We start from the raw sequence: 14,246 nt of genomic DNA, 5'->3' as shown, positions 1-14,246 counted from the left end.
GCTCCTTAACGTGAAAAATGTCACTGCTTCCTGCAAAGCGTTCTGGCTCAGTGCGTGTGCCGGTGATGAATATCCGGAAAATGCGGGTGACTGTGCTGAATGGGCAGATGTTGATGCATATGACTGTGGACAATGCCAGAGGGTTCATCCCCGGCATGCTCATGCTGATGATGCACGTCATGGGTATGCCGGTGCGCATGCTCCAGCGGCTCGTGCAGGTGCATGTGTGCATGGGTCTCGGTCAAGTGCAGCCACACTCCAAAAAGCATGAAGGCTGCGGCCAGCCAAAACAGCAGCGACACTGACTCCCCGAAAATCAGGATCGAAATCGCCGCCCCCAAAAAAGGCGCCGTCGAAAAATAAGCCCCGGTACGCGCGGCACCCAAGCCGCGTAATGCCAGCACAAACAGCACCAGGCTGACGCCATAGCCTAGAAATCCGATCAGCAAGGTTGGCGTCAATACGTGCACGGGCACACAGTGCGCGCCCAATGCCAGCGCAATTGCGCAATTCACCAGCCCGGCAAACAAGCCTTTGGAGCCCGCGATAAACAACGAGTCTGAAGCCGATACCTTGCGCGTCAGATTGTTATCTATTGCCCAGCACAAACATGCAAACGCCACCGCAATCGGCCCTAGCCATGACTGCGAAACACCACTCGCATGCCCTGAGGGCCATGACAGAACAATCCCGCCCGCGATAATCGCCAGCATCCCCACTACGATCCTGCGATCTGCGTTCTCCTTGAACACCACCCAGGCCAGCAGAGCCGTCAACACGGGCTCAATGTTCAACATCAGCGACGCAGTGGCGCCACTGGTGCGTGTCAAACCAAACATTAAGGCAACCGGCCCCAGCACCCCGCCGAATACAATGGCTCCGAGCAGCCATGGCCATTCGCCTGCCAGTAGCCCGGAACGCTTCCAGCCTCTATCCCTTATACAACGCACCAGCGCCAGGCCCGCTCCGCTCCCCAGATACAGCAAACCCGCCAACAGCACCGCAGAGACCTCTGCTCCCAGCCACTTGGCCAGCGGCGTACTGGCACCAAACAATGCGGCCGCTGCCAATGCATAAATTACGCTGGTATTCATCGTATGCCGCCTGCTCAAAGGTTCACAAAGCCTACCCATACAGCCCTGAACAGCAGCTAAAGGCAGTCATGACTTATTGCGTTGCAGCCAGCCGGTCAACATAAAAACCAGACCAGGAATCAACAGGCCTGGCGCCATGTAGGCAAACGTCCTTTCAGTCAACAAACCGGTCAGGCCAAAGCTGAAACCGCAGATCACCAAGGGTATTCCGACCAGAAACATTGGATTTTTAAATGCCTTGCCCATAGCCATGACTCCCGCCAAACATGTCGTAAAAAATCGTTACACGTTACTAGCTCGAAGAGTATCCCGGTAGAAAAACAAGCGCAGCAAAATCCGGCGCTGCCATCCTTCATTGAGACGCCGTTTGCTCCGTGCCCCCAACCAAGCGCCGGACATACCGTGCCAAAAACAGGAATCGTCTTAATGACGAGGGTTTCTTGTCTATTTACATTCGCAGATAGACAAGGAGTTAGGTCATGAAGACGTTGAGTGTTGTTATCTTTTGTGCAAGCCCCGTGAAAAACAAAGCCTTTACCGGACTACTGAAAACGCTCGGCATCACCAATATTCATGCGTCCTGTAATGACACAGGCGCAGCTACCTTCACACCTCCATTCCAAGAACTGGACGTGGTTATTTGCGATTCATTTTATTCCCTCGATGAACTCAACTACTTTAAAAGACTGTGCGAGCACTTCCCCTTTTTTTCAATCATCGAGTCAGAAAAACTGGAAGACTCCCTGAAGTGGGGTACAGACAATTTGGTAACCCACTATAAAAAATATCACTTGGGTCTTTATGAAGATGACCTCAGCAAAGCCAAAATACACAGCCTGCTGAAAAAAGCGCTCACTCTGAAAGACATCACCCAAAACAACATATACAAGGCCGACATCGCGCAAGAAGCGCTGAATTCCCTGTTGCACGAGCACTTCAATCATCAGGATGCACTTGCAGACTTGCAGACCGACAGCGTGACAACCTACTTTCAGCCTCAGTACTGTACGCAGACAAAAGCGCTGACAGGTATTGAAGTCACGGCCACCTGGGGTTATCCCGCCCCCAGCAAGCCTGGCAATCACGAGCCATGCCCCCCTGAATACACCCTTCACTGGAACCAGTTTTTCACTGTCTTAGCCAATGCCACCCAGTTGCACCGGCACACACTGAACATCGATCCCACTATTATTTTCACGTACATCATTGATGCATCCCTTTTAAAAACAAAACATTTTGCAAGCAATGCACTTGAAACGCTAAAGCTGCGCGAAACACCGTTGAACAAAATTGCCTTTGAGGTCTCTGGCCACATAGAAATCCCAATGAGCCTTGAGTGCATCGATAACATAACGACCCTGATGAATAGCCATATCGGATTATCACTGGGCAATTTTGGTGCTGGAGACTCACCGTTCGATATCCTTGCAGACATGCCTTTCACGCAAATCAAGCTCGACACGACCTTCGCGCTCAAAAATGGCTCGCCCAAAAAAAATCAAATCATCAGCTCCATTGTCTCGCTTGCAAAATCACTGCACCTCAAAGTGATTGCCAACGATGTCAGGACAGAAAAGCAGTTCGTACAGCTTCAACACCTGGGTGTTGATGCAGCACAGGGCAACTTCTTTCACGCGCCCATGACCGGCGAAAAACTGCTCACGCTTTTGTTGGACATGCACATGCCCCGTTGAAGGCTTGTCACTCGCTATTCGCCACTTGAACAGGCGCTGGCCTGTAAATTTCAGACAAAAAACTGGGCCTGGTCCCGCTTCATTGATCACAATGAAACAAAACCAGACCCAGCGTGTGTAACGGTAACTAGTCAATCTTGCGGATTATTTTCTTCCAGGGTTTTGTTCAGAAAATCCTTGATTGCAGCCTCAGGCGCCCCCAGCAGTTGCGTATTGAAGGAACGATCATCGGTCGACCGTGTTGCCAACAATCCCCAGGCTTTCTTTTTGTCCGGGCTGAAAACAACAATCAATTGATTGTCACCACAGTCATGTGGCTTGCACATTTGCCCAAGTGTGTATTTTTGCCCACCAATTTCTACCTCTTGCAACGGGGTCGAAGTCCCTTGCCCCGTTCGGACCCAGTCCGGGAAAGCCAGCATTTGCTGATAGGCTTGTTTATAAGGGCTCTTGTCAGTCACATCAAACAGGTACTCAGCCGCCTGCGCGTCAGAAAGCCCCAAGGTCGATGAAGCACCAATAAAAGCCAACGCTATCAATGTTTTCATATGCTCGTCCCTTCTTATCAAAATCCGATTATTCATACCGCTCAATCCAACAACTGATAACTGAAGGTATGACACTGGTTAAACTCGCACTGCACTCCTACCGAGACAAAATTGATCACTGCGATTGCAATCACATAAAGGCTCAACATCACCGCGATCGTCTTCAAGGCCGGATACATTCCGATAGATTTATCGGCGACCGCCTTATTGCCTCCCCAGATCAGCAATTGCAGGGCCAGAGCAGTCAACAGGCAGGCCGCAATAATCACCGACCAGACCGGCATATGCAGGCCAAACACCGCACTGCCCACGTAGGCATGCCCCGGCCGCGGGTAAATATCAAGCAGGGTTTGCCGCACAGAGACAATCAGCAGAAACACAGAGAACGCCAGGCAAACCCCGACATTGAAATAGGAATACCCATGCCTGAACTGCTGGATAATCCCGAAACACACTCCCAGCATGGCGGCGCGTTGCAACAGGCACAGCGGGCAAGGCAATTCACCCTCGACATATTGCAGCGTCATGGCGGTGGTCAATATCCCCGCAATCACCGCCATCATGCCCAACAAGTAGACATAGAGCAGAGGTGACACATAATCACCCCAAACTGCAGCTACCTTGTTAGAAGAATTATTCATAACATCCCGCGCTCCATCGCTGATTTATTAGTGAGTCTGTTCACACCGCTGAGCTGGTGGGGTATTCATTGAAGGCATTATTCACCTGAATCCACGGCATTCTGTAGCCGTAGTCCGGGCTGTAGATTTCCCAGAGAAACACCTTGACCGCCAAAATAAAGAATACAAGCAGCAATAACAGAGAAAACTTCCTGTTCCCGAACCATCCCACAACGAGTGCCAATGCCAGCACACCAAAAACGACAAACATCATAGTGGTCTCAACTCCCTTTGATTAACCTGTACCCTTAGCTTTTAATTACGATGCAGCATGTTCTAAATAGAACACCGCTAAATGCTCATCAGTGCTAATCAGGAAACGTCAAAAAGTCAGGTTAGACCAGCACTTTTCAAATGCAAGAAGTCGCTGTGCATGCCTCTCTGCGTGCCAGAAAATCATGAAATGCGACGGTACACCCCTGACGCTAGAGGTTCGCGGGCAGCTGACTTTTATGACATACGCCCAGCTCTGATTACCACACGTTCGGTTACTGAGCGTGTCCATGTACGCTGGCAGTTCGCCGCCGAGCATCTCCAGGCAGGCGAGCTTGAAGTTGTCCTAGAAAACTGCAGCCCGCCCAATGAGTCGTTCTATTTCTAACACCCACAGCGCACGAAAATACTCCCCGAGGCTAAAAGTATTCATCATGGACAAGAATAAATCGGGTTGATGATCAATTTCACAGGACGCTGATTATCCAATCAATTCAACATCCGGAATCGCCGCTGCCGTGGTTTCACGGAGCAACGAAATAAACTCCACCACATAAGGCTTGCCGCTCTCTGCCGGTAATGTAGCCGCCCAGATATCCGACATCAGCCCCTCAGGAGTGATAGGTCTGGCTGTCACATACTGGCGTTGCAGATACGTTTGCACTGCCCAGCGCGGCAGTACGGCGATACCGCGACGTGCTGCCACCAGCATCAAAATGGCCACAGTCAGTTCAGCTGTCCGGCGGACGGGTTTTATCCCGGCTGGGCGCAGCAGAGACCTGACAATGTCGAGTGCCTCCTCTTCGACGGGATAGGTGACGAGGGTTTCGTCACGGAAGTCTTCAGCCACCAAATACTCGCTTTGCCCCAGGCGATGATCGTTGGCCACCAAAGCGACCAGCGGGTATCGAAACAACGGGTGAAAATCTACGCCCTCCTCATCCTTTTCAGAACAGGAGACCAAAGCAAGGTCTGCGGTGTGTTGATGAAGCAGGCCGACGGGGTCGTCGTGATAACCGGACACCAGGTCGACCTCCACTTCCGGCCAACGCGCCCGAAAAGCATCGACGGCCGGCATCAACCAATCGAAACAAGTATGGCACTCCACGGCGATACGCAACGTACCGCTGGTGCCATTGGCCATTTTCAGCACATCGCGGGTAGTTTGGTTGAGGAGCGGAATGACTTTGTCTGCGGCCTCAAGTAGCTTTTTACCTGCTGGGGTAAAGGCCACCGGTGATGATTTGCGAACAAACAAGGGCGTGCCGAAAAAGTCCTCCAGCGCCTTGATGTGATGCGACAAAGCACCTTGGGTCAGACGCATCCATGAGGCGGCACGAGACACGCTACCACTGTCACGCAAGGCCACGAGGGTTTGCAGGTGGCGTACATCTATCGGGATTCTGTCCATTAAAATTACTGATGATGAGTCTATATATTATTTGTTTGAATAATATATCAGCAATTCTCATACTTTTCGCCTCGACTTTAAATACATGGGCTGAGGCCATACTCAGATGAATAAGACACAGATGCACCACCAGGTAGGTGTTCTGGCAGGCGCACAAGCACTATTCCAGACTGTCTCCGTATTAGTTATGACCATTGGCGGACTGGCGGGTGCACAAATGACATCCCGTGCGGAACTGGCAACTTTGCCTATTGCCAGCATGTTTTTGGGAACAGCGCTGGCGATGTTCCCCGCTTCATCATTAATGGCCAGGGCCGGGCGACGGTTCGGGTTCATGCTCGGATCGCTACTCGGCATTCTCGGCGGAACCGTGGCCGCCTACGGTATCTGGCTGAACTCGTTGGCGCTGCTTGCGCTGGGCACTTTCTTTGTCGGAACCTATCAGGCTTTTGCACAGTTTTACCGCTTTGCCGCAAGTGAAGTCGCAGACGATAGCTTCCGGCCAAAAGCCATTTCACTGGTGCTGGCGGGGGGAATAGTCGCTGCACTGGCAGGGCCCCTTTTGGCACGCCTTGGTCAGTCCTGGCTGGTACCGCAATATTTCGGTTCGTTCGTCCTGTTAAGCATCACCGCAACGCTCGCATTGGGTGTGCTGGCGTTTTTGAAAATGCCAAGCACCGAAAAGATCGCCATTTCGCTCGATAAAGGCCGTTCGTGGGGGCAGATTGTGTCGCAACCTGCGTACCTGGTTGCGCTTTTCGGCGCGGTGACCGGCTACGGTGTAATGATTCTTGCAATGACCGCCACACCGCTGGCCATGGTTCATCACCACCATTCGCTCTCGACTGCCGCGACGGTGATTCAGTTGCACGTGCTGGGGATGTTTCTGCCTTCTTTTTTCACTGGCGCACTGATTTCTCGCATAGGCACCTTGTGGGTGATGCTACTGGGCGTTTTGCTGCTGACGTTGCATGTCATGACCACCTGGACAGGCACCGGTTTCAATTCCTTTGCCAGCGCTTTGGTTCTGTTGGGGGTTGGCTGGAATTTCCTGTTCATTGGCGGCACCACCTTGCTGACTACCACCTACAGCCCGGCGGAAAAAAGCCGGGCACAGGCAACCAATGACATGGCTATTTTTGCGGTGGGCCTGGCGTGCTCATTTGGCGCCGGCGGCTTGCTCAACATGTTTGGCTGGCAGACGCTGAACGCTCTGCTGCTGCCGTGGCTTGGACTCTCGGCCGCAGTGATTGTCTGGCAACTCTTCGCCAATAAGCGCCCGCTCCGCAAAGCAGTCCGCCAACCTTGAACAAAGGCCGCCACGCATCATGGCAAACGCTGAACACTTTTGCGTATTCCGTTAACCCGTCACTCACCGAGGTTACTGCCGCATGCCATGCCGTCGTTGCTCCGGCGTGGGCAATTGGCCAATTGGCAGCTACCGGTGGCCTGACAGATCCGCAAGCTCTGGCCGATCTATATGCCGCCGGTGCCGCGCCATATTTGTTTGCCAGCATTTACACTGACTTATTCATCCACTTGCTACAAGGCAGAGCGCAGCAAACACTCGAGGCCTATGAGGCGGTCTATTCCAAGGAGCTGTCCCATGAGCAGTCCGTAACAAGAGGTGCCACTGGTCTCGATGTACCGGCTCTGGCGCTGATGGACCGCTACATTAAAGGCGACAACGTGCATGCAGACGGCCAGACCGGAGGACGTGAATACCTGCGCGAAACTGAACTGGCCTACACCATTCAGGAGGGCGCCCTGAAAGACCTCGACCTGCGCTGGCGTAACATCACAGAACGGCGCAGCTGGATGCCGTATAACTTCGATGAAAACCGGCTGACCTTGTCTTATCCCATCTCCCTGTTCTGAAAACCCACAAAGCCTCGTACATCCGAGTTCCGTCTTCATCCACCTTTACGAGGTGAATTTGCCGGGTGTTACGCCAAAGCGTTTTTTGAACATCGCGATAAAAGCGCTGAGATTCTCATACCCCAGGTCTATCGCAATGCGGGTCACCGGCTCGCCACGCGCCAGCATTTCCAGAGCTCGCATCAGCCTGGCTTGCTGGCGCCATTCACCAAAATTGAACCCCGTTTGCTCGACAAATAAACGGCTCACGGTTCGCGGCGCGATGGATGTCCAGGCCGCCCACTCTTCCAAGGTACGCTGGCTGGTCAAGTCCGCGAGGAACTGAGTTGCAATCCGTAAAATCCGGCTATCAGAGGGCATCGGCAACCCAAGGCGTTCTTCAGGCAAGTTGCCGATTTCATCGAAAATGACTTCCACGAGGTGCATTTCGGCGCTGCCCAGTGTGAGTGTCTGCCAGGTAGCTGCCCGGCCAACCGCCTCCCGCAACAGTCTGGATACGCGAAACGTTCGCGGCGAAGCAGGCAAGCGCGCGCACGCCTGCTCATCAACAAACACGCTCCAGCCGTGAAACGGACCGTGAGACACCGAAGAGTGGCGCATATTGGGCGGGATCCAGACCGCATGGATGGCCGGGACAATCCACTGCTGTAAATCATCGCCAATACCGACTGTCGCCAAGCCCGTAAAGGTGCCGAGCAATTGACCATGAGGATGGCTGTGGGGCGGAACCTGGCGAACATCATTTTGCTTTCTCTCTACAGCCAACAGGACAGGTGCCAGAGGCGAATTAATTTCATGGCCTTTCACGATCGGGTCAAACATGACCAAACCTCCGTACTGTTTGACTGATTCACCGCAGCCCTGCAACGCATGAGCATTTAAATTCTCCAGGCTTTACAGCGCAGGCTCCAGGCCGCCAGGCACTGCCCTGATGACACGCGCTTCACTTCAGGATTTCCCGCCCTTTCTTCGACTGCTTTCGCTCGGCAATACCGAGTGAGGGGGCGCTTCGAACAAGACGCTAATAGTAATAATTATCGTTGGCTTTAGCACCATATGAATTAAACAGGGGAACATGATGCAAAATCTGTTGAAGCTACCCACCTCAACGCAGAACCACTTGGCATGCGCAATCGGGCTGGCAATCGCAAGCCAGACCTCTATGGCCGCTGCAGTCGACAAACCGCTCGAGTTGAGTGTCACCACTGTCGACGGTCAAAAAGATGCTCCGTCCCTGCAACCGCAACCCTCCTCCCCCAAGTACACCGAGCCGCTGCGCGATATACCGCAGACCATCACCATCGTCCCGGAACTGGTGATCAAGCAGCAGAATTTGCTGTCATTGCAAAACGTACTGAGCACGGTGCCTGGCATCACCTTCAACGCCGGTGAAGGCGGTGGTGGCTTTGGAGACTCGCTGAACATGCGCGGGTTTTCAGCCAGCAACGACATCACTGTCGACGGGATTCGTGACAGTGCCCAATACAGCCGTTCAGATACGTTCAACTTGCAGCAGGTGGAAGTCATCAGCGGCGCCAACTCGGTGTACTCAGGGGTAGGCGCCATTGGCGGCACCATCAACTTGGTCAGTAAAGCCCCGAGCTTGACCGACTTCACCCATTTGAGCGCGGGTATCGGCACAGACAGCTACAAACGCACCACGGCCGATATCAACCGTCAGATAGATGACACCACTGCTTTTCGCCTCAATCTGATGGCTCACGGCAACAACGTTTCAGAGCGCGATAAAGTGGATTACAACCGCTGGGGCATTGCACCGTCGATCGCCTTCGGCCTGGGCACAGATACTCGATTTACACTGAGTTACCTGCATCAAGAAGACAAAAACACGCCCGATTACGGCATACCCTTCTTAAAGGGTGGAACCTTGCCCGGCGTTAAACGCAGTAATTACTACGGCTACAGCAACGTTGACCAACAGATTGATCAGGTCAACTCTCTGACCGCCAAGTTTGAACATGACTTCAGTGATGCCTTGAAGGTCAGCAACATCACGCGCTACAGCGTAACGGATCAAAAAGCCACGGTTAACCCGCCCCAAGGCACATGGTGCCTGAGCTCGGGCGTGACACCCGGGGGCGCGAGATGCTCATTGCCCGGCACATTCACCCCTGCCGGCCCGCGGGGTACGGTTCTGGATACCCAGAACACCATGTTGTTTAACCAGACCGATATGACGTCTAAATTCGCCACCGGCTTTATTGATCACACGTTGGTGGTGGGCGTGGCGTTAAGTAAAGAGCTCTATGACCTCAACTCCGGTAACGCGCAACGCACTGCCAACGGCGGAACGTATAGCTATGTGCCAATGGATATCCGCAACCCGAACTCACATTACGACGGTCCGCAAAACTACTACCGCAGCGGGCACAACGACGGCGACCTGACCAATAACGCGCTCTATGCCTTTGACACTCTCAAACTCAATGAACATTGGGAGATCAATGGGGGCATGCGGTATGAACGCAACGAAGACACAATGATCGCCAAAACCTACGCTACCAACGGCAACCTGCAATCGCGCACGCGGTCTGAAAATAATGAAGACCTGTTCTCCTGGCGTGCCGGGCTGGTTTACAAACCCGTTGAAACAGGCAGCTTTTACTTCGCCTTCAGCAATTCAAAAACACCGTCCGACGCGACTGTTAACGGCTCATGCCTGAACGCACTGGCCCGCGCCGATAACTGCAATGTCGCGCCTGAAACCGCCAAGCTTTATGAACTCGGTACCAAGTGGGACTTGCTCAACGAGAAGCTGTCCCTGACCGGTTCGATCTTTCGCAATGAGCGTACCAACTACAAAGTCAGCTCCGGAGACCCGCTCATTCCCGAGCAACAGTTACAAGGGCGTGCACGCGTAGACGGGATCACCCTTGGCGCATCGGGCCTCATCACTAAAGATTGGTCGATTTTCGCCAACTACACCTATCTCAAAAGTGAAGTGCTGCAAGGTGTATCCGATCTCGTAGCGGCTACCTCAGGAGACCCAAACAAAGGCAATCCGCTGCCCTTCACACCTCGTAAATCGTTGAACGTCTGGACAACCTATGACCTGTCCCGTGACTGGCAAGTGGGCTATGGCTTGACTGCTCAAAGCTCGCAGCGCGTCGACAGCACTGACGAAGACTCAAACATTCAGGTAAAGGGTTATGTCACTCATCGAGCCATGGTCGACTACAAGATCAATCGCAATCTGGACCTGCAATTGAATGTAGACAACCTGTTTAACAAGGATTACTACACCAACGTGCGCGGTGGCAGCAACACCGCTGCGGGCTGGGCAACACCGGGTGCCGGCCGCAGTGCCACCCTGACCGCCAACTACAACTTCTAACCCCTCAAACCCCTCACTAAGCCTTGAAGGCTGCTGGCGTCTGACCCGGCACCTCTGGCATCTGCGCTCGGGCGCTGTTGACGGTTGATGGCAGAACGGTCAACAGCGCCTGGTACTCAACAGCCATAACAATGCCGGGTGTTTGCCGTGTGGAAAAAGCGTTTGTTTCACATTCATGGATTGCTGAGCCTTACGCTGGGAGCCATTCTGACAGTCGTCGGTATTTCGGGAGCGATACTGTCCTTTCAAGACGAACTGATTGATCTGCTCAACCCGGGTTTGTACCACTGCGCGTCTAGCCATTTGTCCCCTTTACCACCGGCTGAACTGATTGACCGTTTGGAACACTCAACAGGTTTGACGGTTACATCACTCGGGAGCAACGGACGCGTTGTGTTCGCGGCCCCCACAGGCCACACCCCACCGACAGTCAGGTATTTCGACCGCGATACCGGCCAGTTACACGAAAAGATGCACCGCCACTCAAGGGCAATGCGGTGGTGTCCGGCAATTACGAGGGCCTGCGTCATGTGCGTCCCGTACGGCCCGCCACTGAGCCAGCGCAAAACACCTCGTTTCAGATCGACAAAACAACCTTGCGGGAAGACATTTCACGTGCTGTCGGCCCGCAACTGGGCGAGTGGAGTTTGCGGTTACCCGAGACACAGGGCCAACCTGTGATTCTCTTTTATGTGCTTACTGCACCTGAACATCCAGGCGCCCTCAATGAGCTTATCGTCGATCCGCAAACAGGTGAGGTTATGACTCATAAACGCTACACGGATCAACCCGTTATTGATCGGCTCCTGATCAGCAATTTCACACTGCATGTCGGCAGCTACTTCGGCATCGCAGGCCGGATTGCAGTATTAATGGCCTCTGCCTGCATGCCGCTGTTTTTTGTGACAGGCTGGCTTCTATACCTGGCACGTAGACCTGTACCTGCAAAGACAGTGTGACCCCTCCCCTACAGGGCACCGCACGCCAGAATGGCGAAAGGCACGCGCAATGACACGCCGTAACAGAAAGTTGAGCGATGTCATCACTCAGCGGCCAGATCATCACGAGCAGCCAATCAGTGTGGGCAATCGACCTTTAACAGTACGCAACGCTGTTTTTTCTTGACTCCCCAGCCCACTCCACATTATTAACCCAGACCGCCTCTCGACCTCTTCAAGAGTGACCTGATAGTCGCAAAAGTTCGCGGTGCGCGGCGTATCTTGATCCATTAAAAAAGAAGCAAACATTCCATCATCAGGACGGCTACCGGTAAAAATGACTTTCCAGTAACCGCTGGGAATCGTGTGTAATTTAGTTGTTCCAGGCAAAGTCCCAATATAACGCTCATACAAAGGACCCGTTAGCACATAAACATGCTCAATAGTGGTTCTATTACTGAGCTCCCGTTCCTTGACCTCAAGTTTCTCCCACGGCCCTTGATTCAAATCTGCTTTCTGCGGGGTGATATTGGACAAGTAGTTCAGAGATTCCCAATCTGGCATTACAGCCATGGAAGCGAGATTCGCCTGATGGCCGCGGTTGATTTTCAATGCGGCGCTTGCGCCTTTGTAATCCGCGGGGCTGAGCGTCTCTCCTACTGGGATGTCAGGATCCGTAAGCCAGTGACGCTTACGCCCGAAGCCCTGGCCGGATTTAGTGATTTTATATGCCACCCAATTAGCAAACTTGGTTGAAGCATTGTTATTGAGCGTATAACTGTGCCGGTAAATATTTACCGCACCGCCTCCCAGCGGACAACCCACTGAGCAGTTATCAATCAATGCGGGGCTAGCAGGAACTTCAACAATCGCGTCCGGCCCATGACTTGATTGTTCTGCTTCCTCTCGCATACCCTTTGAAATACAGCCGGATAACAGCGGCATGAACAAAAACGGCAGCCATTTACATCTCGCCTTCCTTTGCATCTTGATTCCTTAACGTCGTGATAATTAACGTTTAATCGCCAAAGATTAGTTCGCAATAGTGTCAGCCTCATGTAAGAAACTGTTTCCGAACAAGTCACCTCCCCTGTGCATCAGCGACTACAGCCAGTTAAAAGTTATTGTCATGACCGCAACGCCAGCAAAGTGCGGCAAATGCGGTCTGTGCTCCACGTAAATCGGACGGAGCAGACGACCTCATGTGACTTGATGCATGTTTTTATCTGCGCCCCTAGGGCGAATAATCCATCACGAGGCTTCCCGGATTCACCTAGCCCTCTGATTTTTCGAGAGTTTTAATCGCGACAAAAACTCAAAAAAGTCACTAAAAATGCAATTACCAACTTGCCTCATCGGCGCAGGCTCTATATATTCGTCCACCTGTCACGCAGGCTACTGAGTCAACCGCGCACAGCGCACCGCCTGCTTGACCCGCTTTACAGCGCTACCGCCCGAATGGCGAAATTGGTAGACGCATGGGACTTAAAATCCCCCGTTCGAAAGGACGTGCCGGTTCGATTCCGGCTTCGGGCACCAAACAATTCAAGGGCTTGCACGCTTTCAGCGCGCAGGCCCTTTGTTTTTTGTTCCGCAATTCTGGAAGCTGTTCCGCTTTCAAGACCTCGATTTTTCGCACGCCTCCCTGAGGCGCTGCATGGCGTCCGGCGCCATGGGGGCGGTCATCATTGAGCGGTAGGTCATGCACTCTCGGGTTTCCTGATATTCCGTCTCTTTGGACTGATTAGCCGAACACCCAACCAACATGCCCAGCGCCGCCAAGCCTAAGATTTTCTTCATACTCATCCTCCAGTTGAACGTTGATTGTAGACCCGCTGAAGAAAGCTTAAAGCGCCGTTGAACACCTGATGCCAGCTCTCTGACGGTTCACTCATCAACGGATGCCAAAAGAATCTGAATTCATGGCCTCCGTCATCTTGCGCAAAATGCACCCAGGTATCAGGAAGTTCATGAGCAACATGGCATTCATGAAACGCCCATACATGCCCAGTTGACGTCGAATACCACGCGCCCAACGCTTGTTTGGCCGAGGATCGAATCCCAGCTTCTTCCATCAGTTCTCGCACCGCTGCCTCATCGGATGATTCACCCAGCTCTACGCTGCCTTTGACCAATTGCAATCCAGCCAAAGGATGCTCAAAGGCCAGGATTTCCAGCGTTTCACGGTTTCGCAGAACCACTGGGCAAGCTTTGTCCGCTGTCATTCCAAGACCCCTTTCATATGAATTTCAAGTGCGTGATGAGCACTCCAAGCGTCTGATCTAGCATTCAACGTCTGTCATTTTCAGGCTGCTCCTGCGGCACTCACAGGGCCGTCCGCGGGCGGGCCAAAATAGTCCAAAAACACCCTGAACCTCCCGTATCCATTGACTTTCTTAAATTTAATTTCATCTACCAAAACCCGCTTTTGACTC

General features: G+C 52.9%; 15 protein-coding genes, 1 tRNA gene and 1 pseudogene. 7 read left to right on the top strand and 10 right to left on the bottom strand.

Annotated features, from left to right (window positions below; translation table 11 throughout):
* Nucleotides 1–47: 47 nt before the first annotated feature.
* Both NTD86_RS20545 and NTD86_RS20540 read right to left on the bottom strand, forming a co-directional pair.
* A complete protein-coding gene (locus tag NTD86_RS20545) occupies nt 48–1,094 on the bottom strand; it encodes an EamA family transporter (RefSeq protein ID WP_262205033.1) in 1,047 nt (348 codons plus the stop codon).
* Nucleotides 1,095–1,160: 66 nt separating this feature from the next.
* Nucleotides 1,161–1,340 carry a hypothetical protein gene (locus NTD86_RS20540; RefSeq protein ID WP_262205031.1) on the bottom strand — a complete coding sequence of 60 codons (180 nt, stop codon included), beginning with the start codon at nt 1,338–1,340 and terminating at the stop codon, nt 1,161–1,163.
* A gap of 233 nt (nt 1,341–1,573) precedes the next feature.
* Here NTD86_RS20540 and NTD86_RS20535 point away from each other — a divergent pair, with 233 nt between their 5' ends.
* Nucleotides 1,574–2,788, top strand: coding sequence for an EAL domain-containing protein (locus NTD86_RS20535; RefSeq protein ID WP_262205030.1), 1,215 nt, complete (start codon nt 1,574–1,576; stop codon nt 2,786–2,788).
* A 131-nt stretch (nt 2,789–2,919) separates the two neighbouring features.
* On the opposite strand, the gene NTD86_RS20530 is transcribed toward NTD86_RS20535, so the two are convergent.
* The 4 genes from NTD86_RS20530 to NTD86_RS20515 form a co-directional block, all read right to left on the bottom strand.
* Nucleotides 2,920–3,372, bottom strand: a complete 453-nt coding sequence (locus NTD86_RS20530) for an inhibitor of vertebrate lysozyme family protein (protein ID WP_262205028.1) — start codon at nt 3,370–3,372, stop codon at nt 2,920–2,922.
* 5 nt (nt 3,373–3,377) lie between these two features.
* Nucleotides 3,378–3,977 (bottom strand): disulfide bond formation protein B, encoded by a 600-nt coding sequence (locus tag NTD86_RS20525; protein WP_262205027.1) that lies wholly within the window; start codon nt 3,975–3,977, stop codon nt 3,378–3,380.
* Between the two features lie 40 nt (nt 3,978–4,017).
* The gene (locus NTD86_RS20520) at nt 4,018–4,230 is read right to left on the bottom strand and encodes a hypothetical protein (protein ID WP_262205026.1); all 213 of its coding nucleotides are present in this window, start codon (nt 4,228–4,230) and stop codon (nt 4,018–4,020) included.
* A gap of 480 nt (nt 4,231–4,710) precedes the next feature.
* Complete coding sequence (locus NTD86_RS20515; protein WP_262205025.1) at nt 4,711–5,640, bottom strand: LysR family transcriptional regulator; 930 nt, start codon at nt 5,638–5,640, stop codon at nt 4,711–4,713.
* Between the two features lie 106 nt (nt 5,641–5,746).
* Here NTD86_RS20515 and NTD86_RS20510 point away from each other — a divergent pair, with 106 nt between their 5' ends.
* Nucleotides 5,747–6,949: an MFS transporter gene (locus NTD86_RS20510; protein ID WP_262205023.1), complete on the top strand. Its 1,203-nt coding sequence runs from the start codon at nt 5,747–5,749 to the stop codon at nt 6,947–6,949.
* The gene (locus NTD86_RS20505; protein WP_262205022.1) at nt 6,946–7,518 is read left to right on the top strand and encodes an OprD family porin; all 573 of its coding nucleotides are present in this window, start codon (nt 6,946–6,948) and stop codon (nt 7,516–7,518) included. The genes NTD86_RS20510 and NTD86_RS20505 overlap by 4 nt, the downstream gene beginning before the upstream one ends.
* Nucleotides 7,519–7,563: 45 nt before the next feature.
* On the opposite strand, the gene NTD86_RS20500 is transcribed toward NTD86_RS20505, so the two are convergent.
* Nucleotides 7,564–8,340, bottom strand: coding sequence for an AraC family transcriptional regulator (locus NTD86_RS20500; protein WP_262205020.1), 777 nt, complete (start codon nt 8,338–8,340; stop codon nt 7,564–7,566).
* A gap of 256 nt (nt 8,341–8,596) precedes the next feature.
* On the opposite strand from NTD86_RS20500, the gene NTD86_RS20495 reads away from it, so the two are divergent.
* From NTD86_RS20495 to NTD86_RS20490, 3 genes and pseudogenes are all read left to right on the top strand, one after another.
* Nucleotides 8,597–10,873 (top strand): TonB-dependent receptor, encoded by a 2,277-nt coding sequence (locus tag NTD86_RS20495; protein ID WP_262205019.1) that lies wholly within the window; start codon nt 8,597–8,599, stop codon nt 10,871–10,873.
* A gap of 138 nt (nt 10,874–11,011) precedes the next feature.
* Nucleotides 11,012–11,332 (top strand): annotated as a pseudogene (locus NTD86_RS24390) (PepSY domain-containing protein); the annotation flags it as partial.
* 41 nt (nt 11,333–11,373) lie between these two features.
* The gene (locus NTD86_RS20490) at nt 11,374–11,832 is read left to right on the top strand and encodes a PepSY domain-containing protein (protein WP_262205017.1); all 459 of its coding nucleotides are present in this window, start codon (nt 11,374–11,376) and stop codon (nt 11,830–11,832) included.
* Between the two features lie 102 nt (nt 11,833–11,934).
* Here the strand turns inward: NTD86_RS20490 and NTD86_RS20485 are convergent, their stop codons facing one another.
* Nucleotides 11,935–12,798 carry a DNA/RNA non-specific endonuclease gene (locus tag NTD86_RS20485; RefSeq protein ID WP_262205016.1) on the bottom strand — a complete coding sequence of 288 codons (864 nt, stop codon included), beginning with the start codon at nt 12,796–12,798 and terminating at the stop codon, nt 11,935–11,937.
* Between the two features lie 465 nt (nt 12,799–13,263).
* Between NTD86_RS20485 and NTD86_RS20480 the strand changes: the two genes are divergently transcribed.
* Nucleotides 13,264–13,350, top strand: a tRNA-Leu gene (locus NTD86_RS20480).
* A 78-nt stretch (nt 13,351–13,428) separates the two neighbouring features.
* Here NTD86_RS20480 and NTD86_RS20475 read toward each other — a convergent pair.
* Together NTD86_RS20475 and NTD86_RS20470 are read right to left on the bottom strand one after the other, a co-directional pair.
* Nucleotides 13,429–13,611: a hypothetical protein gene (locus NTD86_RS20475; protein ID WP_262205015.1), complete on the bottom strand. Its 183-nt coding sequence runs from the start codon at nt 13,609–13,611 to the stop codon at nt 13,429–13,431.
* Between the two features lie 2 nt (nt 13,612–13,613).
* Nucleotides 13,614–14,036 (bottom strand): NUDIX hydrolase, encoded by a 423-nt coding sequence (locus NTD86_RS20470; protein WP_262205014.1) that lies wholly within the window; start codon nt 14,034–14,036, stop codon nt 13,614–13,616.
* Nucleotides 14,037–14,246 lie beyond the last annotated feature (210 nt).

The organism is Pseudomonas sp. 7P_10.2_Bac1 (assembly GCF_025465935.1).
Lineage (GTDB): Bacteria > Pseudomonadota > Gammaproteobacteria > Pseudomonadales > Pseudomonadaceae > Aquipseudomonas.
The sequence above is the reverse complement of the archived record's forward strand: the minus strand, read 5'-3'. Positions and strand labels throughout refer to the sequence as shown.

What these genes read in the sequence shown, in the direction of transcription:
- NTD86_RS20470 (WP_262205014.1), bottom strand. Translation starts at nt 14,036, where the DNA reads ATGACAGCGGACAAAGCTTGCCCAGTGGTTCTGCGAAACCGTGAAACG.
- NTD86_RS20530 (WP_262205028.1), bottom strand. Translation starts at nt 3,372, where the DNA reads ATGAATAATCGGATTTTGATAAGAAGGGACGAGCATATGAAAACATTG.
- NTD86_RS20475 (WP_262205015.1), bottom strand. Translation starts at nt 13,611, where the DNA reads ATGAAGAAAATCTTAGGCTTGGCGGCGCTGGGCATGTTGGTTGGGTGT.
- NTD86_RS20520 (WP_262205026.1), bottom strand. Translation starts at nt 4,230, where the DNA reads ATGATGTTTGTCGTTTTTGGTGTGCTGGCATTGGCACTCGTTGTGGGA.
- NTD86_RS20485 (WP_262205016.1), bottom strand. Translation starts at nt 12,798, where the DNA reads ATGCAAAGGAAGGCGAGATGTAAATGGCTGCCGTTTTTGTTCATGCCG.
- NTD86_RS20495 (WP_262205019.1), top strand. Translation starts at nt 8,597, where the DNA reads ATGCAAAATCTGTTGAAGCTACCCACCTCAACGCAGAACCACTTGGCA.
- NTD86_RS20515 (WP_262205025.1), bottom strand. Translation starts at nt 5,640, where the DNA reads ATGGACAGAATCCCGATAGATGTACGCCACCTGCAAACCCTCGTGGCC.
- NTD86_RS20540 (WP_262205031.1), bottom strand. Translation starts at nt 1,340, where the DNA reads ATGGGCAAGGCATTTAAAAATCCAATGTTTCTGGTCGGAATACCCTTG.
- NTD86_RS20525 (WP_262205027.1), bottom strand. Translation starts at nt 3,977, where the DNA reads ATGAATAATTCTTCTAACAAGGTAGCTGCAGTTTGGGGTGATTATGTG.
- NTD86_RS20500 (WP_262205020.1), bottom strand. Translation starts at nt 8,340, where the DNA reads ATGTTTGACCCGATCGTGAAAGGCCATGAAATTAATTCGCCTCTGGCA.
- NTD86_RS20535 (WP_262205030.1), top strand. Translation starts at nt 1,574, where the DNA reads ATGAAGACGTTGAGTGTTGTTATCTTTTGTGCAAGCCCCGTGAAAAAC.
- NTD86_RS20545 (WP_262205033.1), bottom strand. Translation starts at nt 1,094, where the DNA reads ATGAATACCAGCGTAATTTATGCATTGGCAGCGGCCGCATTGTTTGGT.
- NTD86_RS20510 (WP_262205023.1), top strand. Translation starts at nt 5,747, where the DNA reads ATGAATAAGACACAGATGCACCACCAGGTAGGTGTTCTGGCAGGCGCA.